The sequence below is a fragment of the Streptomyces sp. XM83C genome (assembly GCF_023072675.1).
Classification (GTDB): Bacteria; Actinomycetota; Actinomycetes; order Streptomycetales; family Streptomycetaceae; genus Streptomyces; species Streptomyces thermocoprophilus.
This window is the reverse complement of record NZ_JALLGL010000195.1, coordinates 1-11,542: the sequence shown is the minus strand read 5'-3', so window position 1 is coordinate 11,542 and position 11,542 is coordinate 1. Positions and strand designations below refer to the sequence as shown.

General features: G+C 74.7%; 10 protein-coding genes and 2 pseudogenes. 8 read left to right on the top strand and 4 right to left on the bottom strand.

Annotation, left to right across the window (positions count from 1 at the left end):
* From MTQ10_RS20850 to der, 7 genes and pseudogenes are all read left to right on the top strand, one after another.
* Positions 1–73 (top strand): annotated as a pseudogene (locus tag MTQ10_RS20850) (NUDIX domain-containing protein); the annotation flags it as partial.
* 44 nt (positions 74–117) lie between these two features.
* A complete protein-coding gene (locus MTQ10_RS20845; RefSeq protein ID WP_247470397.1) occupies positions 118–1,137 on the top strand; it encodes an ADP-ribosylglycohydrolase family protein in 1,020 nt (339 codons plus the stop codon).
* Between the two features lie 124 nt (positions 1,138–1,261).
* Positions 1,262–1,624, top strand: coding sequence for a chorismate mutase (gene aroH, locus MTQ10_RS20840; protein WP_247470395.1), 363 nt, complete (start codon positions 1,262–1,264; stop codon positions 1,622–1,624).
* Positions 1,621–2,706: a prephenate dehydrogenase gene (locus MTQ10_RS20835; RefSeq protein ID WP_247470393.1), complete on the top strand. Its 1,086-nt coding sequence runs from the start codon at positions 1,621–1,623 to the stop codon at positions 2,704–2,706. Before aroH ends, MTQ10_RS20835 begins: the two co-directional genes overlap by 4 nt.
* Before the next feature lie 100 nt (positions 2,707–2,806).
* Positions 2,807–3,493, top strand: coding sequence for a (d)CMP kinase (gene cmk / locus MTQ10_RS20830; RefSeq protein WP_247470391.1), 687 nt, complete (start codon positions 2,807–2,809; stop codon positions 3,491–3,493).
* On the top strand, positions 3,451–4,143 hold the full coding sequence (locus MTQ10_RS20825) for a lysophospholipid acyltransferase family protein (RefSeq protein ID WP_374117657.1): 693 nt from the start codon (positions 3,451–3,453) through the stop codon (positions 4,141–4,143). Before cmk ends, MTQ10_RS20825 begins: the two co-directional genes overlap by 43 nt.
* 82 nt (positions 4,144–4,225) lie before the next feature.
* Positions 4,226–5,707 (top strand): ribosome biogenesis GTPase Der, encoded by a 1,482-nt coding sequence (gene der, locus MTQ10_RS20820; RefSeq protein ID WP_247470388.1) that lies wholly within the window; start codon positions 4,226–4,228, stop codon positions 5,705–5,707.
* A gap of 85 nt (positions 5,708–5,792) precedes the next feature.
* On the opposite strand, the gene MTQ10_RS20815 is transcribed toward der, so the two are convergent.
* Positions 5,793–6,128: a hypothetical protein gene (locus MTQ10_RS20815; RefSeq protein WP_247470386.1), complete on the bottom strand. Its 336-nt coding sequence runs from the start codon at positions 6,126–6,128 to the stop codon at positions 5,793–5,795.
* 68 nt (positions 6,129–6,196) lie between these two features.
* Positions 6,197–7,002: pseudogene (locus MTQ10_RS20810) on the bottom strand (hypothetical protein).
* A gap of 520 nt (positions 7,003–7,522) precedes the next feature.
* On the opposite strand from MTQ10_RS20810, the gene MTQ10_RS20805 reads away from it, so the two are divergent.
* Positions 7,523–8,206: a LysM peptidoglycan-binding domain-containing protein gene (locus MTQ10_RS20805; RefSeq protein WP_247470384.1), complete on the top strand. Its 684-nt coding sequence runs from the start codon at positions 7,523–7,525 to the stop codon at positions 8,204–8,206.
* Between the two features lie 16 nt (positions 8,207–8,222).
* On the opposite strand, the gene MTQ10_RS20800 is transcribed toward MTQ10_RS20805, so the two are convergent.
* Entirely contained in the window at positions 8,223–8,915 is a 693-nt protein-coding gene (locus tag MTQ10_RS20800; protein WP_247470382.1) for an ATP-binding cassette domain-containing protein, read from the bottom strand.
* The coding region (locus MTQ10_RS20795; RefSeq protein ID WP_374117656.1) for an ABC transporter permease subunit at positions 8,912–11,542 on the bottom strand (2,631 nt) is incomplete at its 5' end. The genes MTQ10_RS20795 and MTQ10_RS20800, both read right to left, overlap by 4 nt.

The following is an 11,542-nucleotide window of genomic DNA, read 5'->3' as shown; positions in this document are numbered from 1 at the left end:
GCCCTACGCCGGGCAGTGGGCACTGCCCGGCGGGTTCCTGCTGCCCGACGAGTCCGCCGAGGCCGCCGCCCGGCTCCACCCGCCGCTGCTTCGGCCCACCCAGGAAGGACGCCCCGCATGACCGTCACCGTCCGCAAGAAGGTTGCCACCGGCACCCTGACCGGCCTCGCCCTGGGCGACGCCCTCGGCTTCCCCACCGAGTTCGACGACCTGCCGTCGATCCTCGCCAAGTGCGGGCCCTGGCGCGGCATGGAGCTGCCCCGGCCGGCGATCGTCAGCGACGACACCCAGATGACCCTCGCGTTCGGCAGCGCCCTGCGCACCGCCCTGTCCGACGGCCCCCTCACCGCCGAGCGGCTGGAGGGCCCGCTGCGCGAGGAGTACGTGGCCTGGTACCACTCGCCCGAGAACGACCGCGCCCCCGGCAACACCTGCCTCACCGCCTGCCGGATCCTCGCCGACGAGACCCGCCCCTGGCAGGACGCGAGCCGGATCCACTCCAAGGGCTGCGGCGCCGACATGCGCGTCGCCCCCGTCGGCCTGGTCCCCGGCCTCACCGACGAACAGCGCGCCGGCGCCGCCCAGTTCCAGGCCGCCCTCACCCACGGTCACCCCACCGCGCTCGCCGCCTCCGACCTCACCGCGCACGCCGTGCACCTCCTCGCCCGGGGCACCGACCCGGCCGGACTCGTCGGACAGCTCAGGTCGTACGCTCTCGACCACCGCACCCGCTACCACCACACCTGGCTCGGCGACCTGTGGACCCGCGCCCAGGACCCCGGCCCCGAGCACTTCATCGCCCGCGGCTGGGACGAATGCCTCGCCGTCCTCGAACGCCTGGAGCACGCCGTGCGCACCGTCTCCCCGGAGACCGACCCCTGCCTGGCCACCGGAGACGGCTGGATCGCCGAGGAGGCCCTCGCCACGGGCCTGCTGTGCTTCCTGCTCTTCCCCGACGAACCGCTGACCGCGCTGCGCCGCGCCGCCTGCACCAAGGGCGACTCCGACTCCATCGCGTGCCTGACCGGCGCGTTCGCCGGCGCCTGGCTCGGCGCGGACGCCTGGCCCGCCGAATGGGCGGAGCGCATCGAGTACCGCGACGAGCTGCTCTCGCTCGGCACGCTCTGGGACGCCTGACCGGCCCGCCGGCGCGTCTCACGGGGCGGGCCTCGCGCGCCCGCCCCCCGCGCCCTGACTAGGCTGGACGGCCGAAGAGCCGAAGACGCGTGGAACACGCGCGCTGTCAGCAAGGAGCGACGCCGTGGCGGTACGAGCGGTGCGGGGCGCCGTCCAACTCGAACGGGACGAGGCCGGCCACATGGAGGAGCAGGTCGGGGCCCTGCTCACGGCCGTCCTCGAACGGAACGGGCTGACCACCGACGACCTGATCAGCATCTGGTTCACGGCCACCCCCGACCTGCACAGCGACTTCCCGGCCGCCGCCGCCCGCAAGCTCGGCGTCGTCGACGTACCGCTGATCTGCGCGCAGGAACTCGACATCGAGGGCGCCATGCCGCGCGTCGTGCGCATCCTCGCCCACATCGAGTCCGACAAGCCCCGCTCCGCGATCAACCACGTCTACCTCGGCGCCGCCGCCGCTCTCCGCAAGGACATCGCCCAGTGAGGACCGCACTCGTCATCGGCACCGGCCTCATCGGCACCTCCGCCGCCCTGGCCCTCGTCCAGCGCGGCGTCGTCGTCCACCTCTCGGACCACGACCCCGAGCAGGCCCGCACCGCCGCCGCCCTCGGCGCCGGCACCGACGAGACCCCCGAAAGCCCCGTCGACCTGGCCGTCGTCGCCGCCCCGCCCGCCCACGTCGCCGGCGTCCTCGCCGACGCCATGCGCCGCGGCCTCGCCCGCGGCTACGTCGACGTCGCCAGCGTCAAGGGCGGACCGCGCCGCGAGCTGGAGGCACTCGGCCTCGACCTGTCCGCGTACATCGGCACCCACCCCATGTCCGGACGGGAGAAGTCCGGCCCGCTCGCCGCCACCGGCGATCTCTTCGAGGGCCGCCCCTGGGTGCTCACCCCCACCCGCGACACCGACACCGAGGTGCTGAACCTCGCCCTGGAGCTGGTCTCCCACTGCCGGGCCGTCCCCGTCGTCATGGACGCCGACGCCCACGACCGCGCCGTCGCCCTCGTCTCCCACATGCCCCACCTGGTGTCCAGCATGGTCGCCGCCCGCCTGGAGCACGCCGACGAGGCCGCCGTACGACTGTGCGGGCAGGGCATCCGCGACGTGACCCGGATCGCCGCCTCCGACCCGCGGATGTGGATCGACATCCTCTCCGCCAACCCCGGACCCGTCGCCGACCTGCTCACCGAGGTCGCCGCCGACCTCGACGAGACCGTCCGTGCCCTCAGGGCACTCCAGTCCTCCGACGACGACAAACGCCGCGAGGGCACCACCGGCATCGAGGACGTCCTGCGCCGCGGCAACGCCGGCCAGGTCCGCGTCCCCGGCAAGCACGGCAGTGCCCCGCGGACGTACGAGGTCGTGGCCGTTCTCATCGACGACCAGCCCGGCCAGCTCGCCCGGATCTTCGCCGACGCGGGCCGCGCCGGCGTCAACATCGAGGACGTCCGCATCGAGCACGCCACCGGGCAGCAGGCCGGTCTGGTGCAGCTGATGGTGGAGCCGAAGGCGGTGCCCGTGCTGACCGCCGCGCTGCGCGAGCGGGGCTGGGCCCTCCGCCCGTAGGGGAGGCCCCCGGGGGGCCGGTAACCTTGTGCGGGGCGCCCCCTTACGGCCCTGGCGTCCCGCACCCCACCACCGCAGCGCACCAGGAAGGTGTCCCCCCGTGGAAAACGGCGCCGCCCAGCCCGTGATTGTCGCCATCGACGGCCCCTCCGGCACGGGCAAGTCGAGCACGTCCAAGGCCGTGGCCGCCCAGCTCGGCCTGAGCTACCTGGACACCGGTGCCCAGTACCGGGCGATCACCTGGTGGATGGTGACCAACGGCATCGACATCGACGACCCGACGGCGATCGCCGCCGTCGCCGGCAAGCCGGAGATCGTCTCCGGCACCGACCCGAACGCCCCGACGATCACCGTCGACGGCACCGATGTCTCCGCCCCGATCCGCACCCAGGAGGTCACCTCCAAGGTCAGCGCCGTCAGCGCCGTCCCCGAGGTGCGCGCCCGCATCACCGAGCTGCAGCGCTCCATCGCGGCCGGCGCGGAGAACGGCATTGTCGTCGAGGGCCGTGACATCGGTACGACCGTGCTGCCCGACGCCGACCTGAAGATCTTCCTCACCGCCTCGCCGGAGGCCCGCGCCGCCCGCCGCAGCGGCGAGCTGAAGGGCGCCGACCTGCACTCCACCCGTGAGGCCCTGCTCAAGCGGGACGCGGCCGACTCCAGCCGCAAGACCTCCCCGCTCGCCAAGGCGGACGACGCCGTCGAGGTGGACACCACCGACCTCACCCTCGCGCAGGTCATCGAGTGTGTCGTCACCCTCGTCGAGGAGAAGCGGGCGGGGAAGTGACCACACCGTCCCTCCCCTCCGAGCGGGGCGCCGACATCGGGCGGCGCATCGGCGTCGGCCTGATGTACGGGCTGTGGCGGCCCCGTGTGCTCGGCGCCTGGCGGATACCGGCGACCGGGCCGGTCATCCTCGCCGTCAACCACTCCCACAACATCGACGGGCCCGTGGTCATGGGCGTGGCCCCCCGGCCCGTCCACTTCCTGATCAAGAAAGAGGCGTTCGTCGGACCGCTCGACCCCTTCCTGACCGGCATCGGTCAGCTGAAGGTGGACCGGGCCTCGGCCGACCGCACCGCGATCACCCGCGCCCTGGACGTCCTCGCGGCCGGCCACGTCCTCGGGATCTTCCCGGAGGGCACCCGCGGCGAAGGCGACTTCGCCTCGCTGCGCGCCGGGCTCGCCTACTTCGCCGTCCGCAGCGGCGCGCCGATCGTGCCCGTGGCGGTGCTGGGAAGTTCCGACCGGCCCGGACGGTTGATCAAGGCGCTGCCCGCGCTGCGCTCCCGCGTCGACGTCGTCTTCGGCGACCCCTTCGAGGCGGGCGACGGCAGCGGACGGCGTACCCGCAAGGCCCTGGACGGGGCCACGGAACGCATCCAGAAACAGCTCACCCGCCACCTGGAAAACGCCAGGCGTCTCACCCGGCGCTAGGCGACACTGAGTAGTGGATCAGCCCGACCCCGTCGGACCGGGTCCACCGATCACCACGAATGAACGACGAGGTACGGACTTCATGAACGACCACATCCAGCCCGACGGCTCGGACGCGCACGAGCACGATCACGGGGCGCTCGGCGACGCCGAGTACGCGGAGTTCATGGAGCTCGCCGCGGAAGAGGGCTTCGACATCGAGGACGTCGAGGGCGCGATCGAGGCGGCCGGGCACGGCCCGCTGCCCGTGCTCGCCGTCGTCGGCCGCCCCAATGTCGGCAAGTCGACCCTCGTCAACCGCATCATCGGCCGCCGTGAGGCCGTCGTCGAGGACCGGCCCGGCGTCACCCGCGACCGTGTCACCTACGAGGCCGAGTGGGCGGGCCGCCGCTTCAAGGTCGTCGACACCGGCGGCTGGGAGCAGGACGTCTTCGGTATCGACGCCTCCGTCGCCGCGCAGGCCGAGTTCGCCATCGACGCCGCCGACGCCGTCGTCTTCGTCGTCGACGCCAAGGTCGGCGCCACCGACACGGACGAGGCCGTCGTACGGCTGCTGCGCAAGGCCGGCAAGCCCGTCGTGCTGTGCGCCAACAAGGTCGACGGCCCCAGCGGCGAGGCCGACGCCGCCTACCTGTGGAACCTGGGCCTCGGCGAGCCGCACCCCGTCTCCGCGCTGCACGGCCGCGGCACCGGCGACATGCTCGACGCCGTGCTGGAGGCGCTGCCCGAGGCGCCCGAGCAGTCCTTCGGCGGCGCCGGCCTCGGCGGCCCCCGCCGGGTCGCGCTGATCGGCCGCCCCAACGTCGGCAAGTCCTCTCTGCTGAACAAGGTGGCCGGCGAGGAGCGTGTCGTCGTCAACGAACTCGCCGGCACCACCCGTGACCCGGTCGACGAGCTGATCGAACTGGGCGGCAGGACCTGGAAGTTCGTCGACACCGCCGGTATCCGCAAGCGGGTCCACCTTCAGCAGGGCGCCGACTACTACGCCTCGCTGCGCACCGCCGCCGCCGTGGAGAAGGCCGAGGTCGCCGTCGTCCTCATCGACGCCTCCGAGAGCATCTCCGTGCAGGACCAGCGCATCGTCACCATGGCGGTCGAGGCGGGCCGCGCGCTCGTCCTCGCCTTCAACAAGTGGGACACCCTCGACGAGGAGCGCCGCTACTACCTGGAGCGGGAGATCGAGACCGAGCTGGGCCAGGTGTCCTGGGCGCCCCGCGTGAACGTCTCCGCGCGCACCGGCCGCCACATGGAGAAGCTGGTCCCGGCGATCGAGACCGCGCTGGCCGGCTGGGAGACCCGCGTCCCCACGGGCCGTCTCAACGCCTTCCTCGGCGAGCTGGTCGCCGCCCACCCGCACCCGATCCGGGGTGGCAAGCAGCCCCGCATCCTCTTCGGCACGCAGGCCGGCACCAAGCCGCCGCGGTTCGTGCTGTTCGCCTCCGGCTTCATCGAGGCCGGCTACCGGCGGTTCATCGAGCGCCGGCTGCGCGAGGAGTTCGGGTTCGAGGGCACGCCGATCCACATCTCGGTGCGGGTGCGGGAGAAGCGCGGCCGCAAGAAGTAGCCGGGCCGGCCCGTCGGCCGCAGCCGTCGCCGGAAAGGGCGGTCCCTCGCGGAGGGACCGCCCTTTCCGGCTGCCGTGGACCGGCTCAGCCGGCCGCGTGCCGCCCGGGCGGCAGCGCCGCCGGGACACGCCGGTCACCCGGGCGCTGCGCCTCCAGGTGCCCCACGCGCTGCCACTGCGTCTGCTGCCGCGCGCTGAACGCGCCCGCGCTGTAGGCGCTGTACGAGCCGGTGCGGGCGAACGAGCCCGGTCTGTAGGGGCTGCGCCCGAAGGCGGTGAACCCCAGCTCCTCCTCGCCGCTGCGGTCACCCGGCAGCGTACGGAAGGACTTGACGTACTCGGCGTAGAGCGCGTCGTAGATCGGCGTGGCCGAGAGGCCGCCCAGGGGGTCCTGGCGGCGGGGGGCGTCGTAGGTGTGCACGTACAGCCAAACGACGCCGACGCGTCGAAGGATGCGGCCCCGCCGCCCGGTTCGGCACGCGGGGGCTGTCAGGTGCCCGCGAGCGGCAGCGCGGCGGCCACCAGCTTGCCGTTCGCGGCGGCCTTGTCCAGGGCGTCCCGCAGCAGGTCCTCGCGGGGCTGGCGGCCGATGGAGCCGACGGGGGCCGCGTACATCAGCACCTGCTGGTGCTTGTTGGCGGCGGCCCGCCAGCCGTCGGTCACCTGTAGCGGCTGGTGGGCCTGCCACCAGGCGACCGGCTGGCCGCCGTCGGTGCCCGGTTGCAGGATGGCGTGCAGCCGGCCCACGGCGAGCAGCACCGACCAGCCGTGCAGCACCGGCGGCACGCCCGTCAGCTCGGTCAGCGGCATGAACCCCTGCTCGATCAGCAGCGGCAGGAAGTCGTCGCCGGCGCCCGTGGTGCCGGGCCGCACGATCGGCGCGGTCGGCTCGACGACCAGCGCGGGATGCAACTCCCCGGCGATCAGCACGAGTCCGCTGGTCACGCCGAGCACGGCCTGCTCGGGTACGGCCCTCTCGGGCTCGGTCACGGCGGGGGGGGGGGGGCCCCGGGGGGGATGTCCCCGCCGATGGAGCGGACGGCGCCCTGGAGCTGCTCCTCGGTGACCTGGACGACCTGCGAGGGCAGGCAGCCGGCGTGGGCGAAGGCGAGTACGGCGGTCTCGTCGCCGATGAACAGAACGGTGCTGGTGGGCTCGCGCTCGGAGTCGCCGGGAGTACGGCAGGAGGTGCAGTCGTAACTGCCGGGGGCGTTGTCTCCGGCGAGCAGTCGGTCGGCTTCTTCGTCGCCGATCTCGGCACGTACCTCGTCGCTGACGTCGAGCATGCGCGGCACGGGTGGCTCCCTCGGGATGCGGTGCTTCGGTGAGGCCGGGAGGGTCCCCGGCTCATGAAGGACTCAACGGGCGATCTGTGGTGGGAGTCACGCACCTGGCGGAACGGAATCGTACGGTCGGACGCGCAGCGTGACCTGCCCCACGGAATCGGTCACTCAACGTCAGAAGGCCGCCGAGTCAAGGAAGTTGACAGGGTGAAGTAGGTCACGGTTTGGTGACGCCCGTCGGTCGCGTATCCCTAAATATGGGGATCTAGTGGCTGTCCGGATTTCGACGATACCGGCGGTAACGGGCAACTGGCCTGGAACGAAAGGCACTTGGTTGATGCCGGGCCGCCCGGCTCCCTACATTCCTCCGCCGTGTGCAACGAGCACCGCTCGGGTACGTCCGCCGACCGCACCACCGGACTGCGTCACGCAGTCCCTCTGCCGGCGGACGGGGCGGACGCACACCGACGCGTCCACGCGCGAAGGTGGCGTCCCGCCTTGGGGGACCCCGAGTTGTCCGAGAGGGAACTTCATGTCCGAATGTGCCGATAACACCCGCAACAACGCCCGGAAGACCCGTACGACGGCAGCCCTCGCCGGGGCGGCGCTCCTCGCGCCTCTCGGTCTGCTCGCCGCGACCGGCAACGCAGCGGCGGCGGACAGCGGCGTGTGGGACCGCATCGCCCAGTGCGAGAGCGGCGGCAACTGGCACATCAACACCGGCAACGGCTACTACGGCGGACTCCAGTTCTCCGCCTCCACCTGGCGCGCCTACGGCGGCACGGCCTACGCGCCGACCGCCGACAAGGCCACCAGGGCCCAGCAGATCGCCGTCGCCGCCAAGGTCCAGCGTTCCCAGGGGTGGGGAGCCTGGCCCGTCTGCTCGGCCCGCGCCGGGGCGTACGGCAGCGCACCCCGGACATCGGCGGCCGGCACCGCGAAGAAGTCCTCGAAGGCCGGCGGGACCACGTCCGGTTCGAGGTCCGCCAAGTCCTCGAAGTCGCCCACCTGGAAGCCCGCCGAGGGGACGGGCCGGAGCGCCGCGCGCAGCGACCGCGGCACCTCCCGCGGCGACTACACCGTCCGCGCCGGCGACACGCTCAGCGCCATCGCCGCCCGCCACGGCACCAGCTGGCAGCGGATCTGGGCCGACAACCGGGCCGTCATCGGCGACGACCCCGACCTGATCCTGCCCGGGCAGCGCCTCGAACTCTGAGCGCGCGCCCGAGGGTTCACACCCCGGCCCCGCCCGGTCCGCCGACCGGGCGGGGCCCGCGCGCACCACGACGCTCGAACTCGCCCGCCTCACCGCCGAACACGACCCGCCCCCGCAGCAGTTCGTACACGAACGCCCTCCGCCCGCGCAGCGCCGGCGGCATCCGCTGCTCGGCCAGGACCACACAGGCGTCGAGAGCGGCCAGCAGCTCGTACGTCCGTGCCGCCACCTCGGGTGCCATGCCCTGCGCGGGCTCGTCGATGAGCACCACACGCGCGCGTGCCAGCAGCGCCCGCGACACCGCGAGCATGCGCTGCTCCCCGCCGGACAGGGTGCCCGCACGGCGGTCGAGGAGCGGGCGCAGCCGCGGGTAGGCGTCGAGCGCCGGTCCGCACTCGCGGGCGGCGAGGGCGAGGTTCTCGCGCACGGTCAGCGAGCCGAACACCGCCCGCCGGTCGGGCACCAGACACAGCCCGCGCCGCGCCCGCTCGTGGGCGGGCAGCCGCGTCACGTCGACGCCGTCCCACAGCACCGCGCCGCCCGACAGCGGAACCGTGCCCGCCAGGGCGCGCAGGGCGGTGCTGCGGCCGGAGCCGTTGCGGCCCAGCAGCACGGTCAGCGCGGGGCCGGGCGCGGCCAGCGTGACCCCGTGCAGGGCCTCCAGGGGTCCGTAGCGCACACGCGCGTGGTGCAGCGCGACGACGGTCATGGCGCACCCCCGGCGAGGACCCGGCCGGGCGGGCCGGACATGACGATCCGCCCCGCCGCCATCACATGCACGACATCGGCGAGGCCGGCGACCAGATCGAGGTCGTGCTCGACGACCAGCAGGGCGACGCCGTCGGCGGCGAGCGCCCGCAGCAGCCGGGCCAGCGCCGCCACCTCGGCGTCGTCCAGACCGGCCGCGGGCTCGTCCAGCAGCAGCACCCGCGGTCCGCCCGCCAGCGCGCGGGCCAGCTCCACGCGGCGCAGCGCACCCGTCGGCAGACCGGCGGCCGGGCGGGTGCGCAACGGGCCGTCGAGGCGCAGCAGACGCAGAGTGCGCTCCACGGCGGCGGCCGGATCGGGGACCCCGGCCTGTTCGGCGCCGACGCGGACGTTGTCGGCGACGGTGAGCGTCGGGAAGACGGCCAGCTGCTGGAAGGTGCGGGCGACGCCGAGGCGGGTGCGGACGTGCGGCGGGGTGCGCGTGATGTCCATGCCCCGGTACAGCACCCGGCCGTCCGCCGGCCGGGCCGTCCCCGCCAGGCAGTGGAAGAGGCTGCTCTTGCCGGCCCCGTTGGGTCCGACCACGGCGGTCACCCGGCCGGGAGACACCCCGAGATCCACACCGGCGAGGGCCGTGAACCCGTCGTACCGGAGCCACAGGTCCCGCGCGACGAGCACGGGGGAGGAGCCGCCCGGCTCGGGGAGCGGCCCGCGGGGCGGGACGGCGGCGGCCGGCGCGGGGGCGGCCTCGGGCCCCGGGCCGGAGGTGGACCCCGCGTCGGATCCGGATGTGGAACCGGGGGCCGGGCCGGAGGTGGACCCCGCGTCGGATCCGGATGCGGAACCGGGCGCCGACCCGGATGCGGAACCGGGGGCCGGATCGTCGGCCGGGCCGCCCGCCCTGCTCGTCTCGCCTCCGCCGTCCGTACGGCCTGCGTCGGCTCCGCACGCCGTGCCTCCGCCGCTCGTACGGCCCCTGCGTCCCCCGCTTCCTCGGGTCACCCCGCTTCCATGGCCCGTACGTCCCGCGCCTCCTCCGGTCACCCCGCCTCCGTCGCCCGTACGTCCCGCGCCTCCTCCGGTCACCCCGCTCCCGTCGCCCGTACGTCCCCCGCCCCCCGCGCCACCGTCGCCGGTCCCGTACGCCGTGGCGCCCGCCGGGACCGGGATCAGGCCCGGCGGGCCCGGCCGCCGGTGCCGGTGCAGGCGCCGGCGGGTCGCCCGGCCCAGGGGCGTCAGGCGGGACCCGGGGCCGGGGCGCAGACGGCGGGTCGTCTGCCGCAGCGTCTCGTACGGGCCCTGCGGGAGCCGGCCCACCAGCACCGCCAGCACGCCGACCGTCGCCGCCGCGACACCGCCCCGCGCGCCCGCGTCCAGGCCCACCAGCAGCGCGGCGGCGGCCAGAGCGCCCAGCGCGCTGTCGGCGCCGAGGGCGACGACCGCCGCGAACCACAGCAGGCCGCGCACCGGGTCGTACGCGCCCGGGTCGAAGGCGCGCAGGCCCATGCCGAGCAGGCCGCCGCCGAGGGCGGCCAGGGCGGCGCCCACGACGAACGCCCACAGCTTCAGCGTCGGCACCGGCACGCCCGCCGCCGACGCGCCCCCCTCGTGGTCGCGCAGTGCCGCCAGCGCCCGCCCGGTGCGGCCCTGCCGCAGCCGCCGTACCGCCAGCAGGGCGGCGCTCAGCAGGACCAGCTCCAGCACGTAGTAGGCGCGGTCGCCGTCGAAACCCGCCGGCCTCTCCAGCGCCAGCCCGGCCGTCACGGACGGCTGGGCGAAGACGAAACGGCTCACTCCGACGCCCACCGCGAACGTCGCGAGGGCCAGCGCCAGACCGTGCCGGTGGATCGCGGGCCAGCCGGTCAGCACCCCCAGCGGGGCGACCAGCAGCACCGCCACGGCCAGCGCGGGCAGCTCCGGCAGCGCGGGCACGGCCGGGAAGCGGCCCGCCGCCAGCAGGGCCGTGAACAGGGCGCCCAGCCCCGCGTACGCGGCCTGGCCCAGGGAGATCTGGCCGCCGCGCCCGGTCACCACCACCAGCGACAGCAGCACCACGCCCAGCGCCGGTACCTGCACCGATGTGTGCAGGTCCGAGCCGGCCAGGCCCAGCGGCAGCAGGAACAGCACCACCGCCACCGGCCATGCCCCGGCCGGCGCGACCGCCCGCGTGGTGACCGCGCGCGGCAGCGCGTCCCGCGCCCCCACCCCCGGCAGGACCAGCGCGGCGACCAGCAGCGTCACCACGAACAGATTCGTGCCGACCGCCTGCACCAGCGGCGCCCCCCACCCGGTCGGGTGCAGCCGCGTCAGCTGGCTCTGCGCCACGCCGACGACGAGCGCCACCGCCACCGCCACGGGCAGGCTGCGCATCCGCGCGGCCACGGCGACCGCGACCACCTCCATCACCAGCAGCGGCAACCCGTACGGGTCCAGCCGCACATACGGCGCCAGCAGCACACCCGTCAGGCCCGCCGTGAACGACCCGAACGCCCACCCGGCCGCCGCCACCCGGTCCGCGTCCACCCCGCCGAGCACCGCCAGCCGCCGGTCGTCCACCACCGCCCGCAGCTCCCGCCCGAACCGCGTCCACCGGGTCACCGCGCCCACCGCCACCGCCAGCGCCAGAAC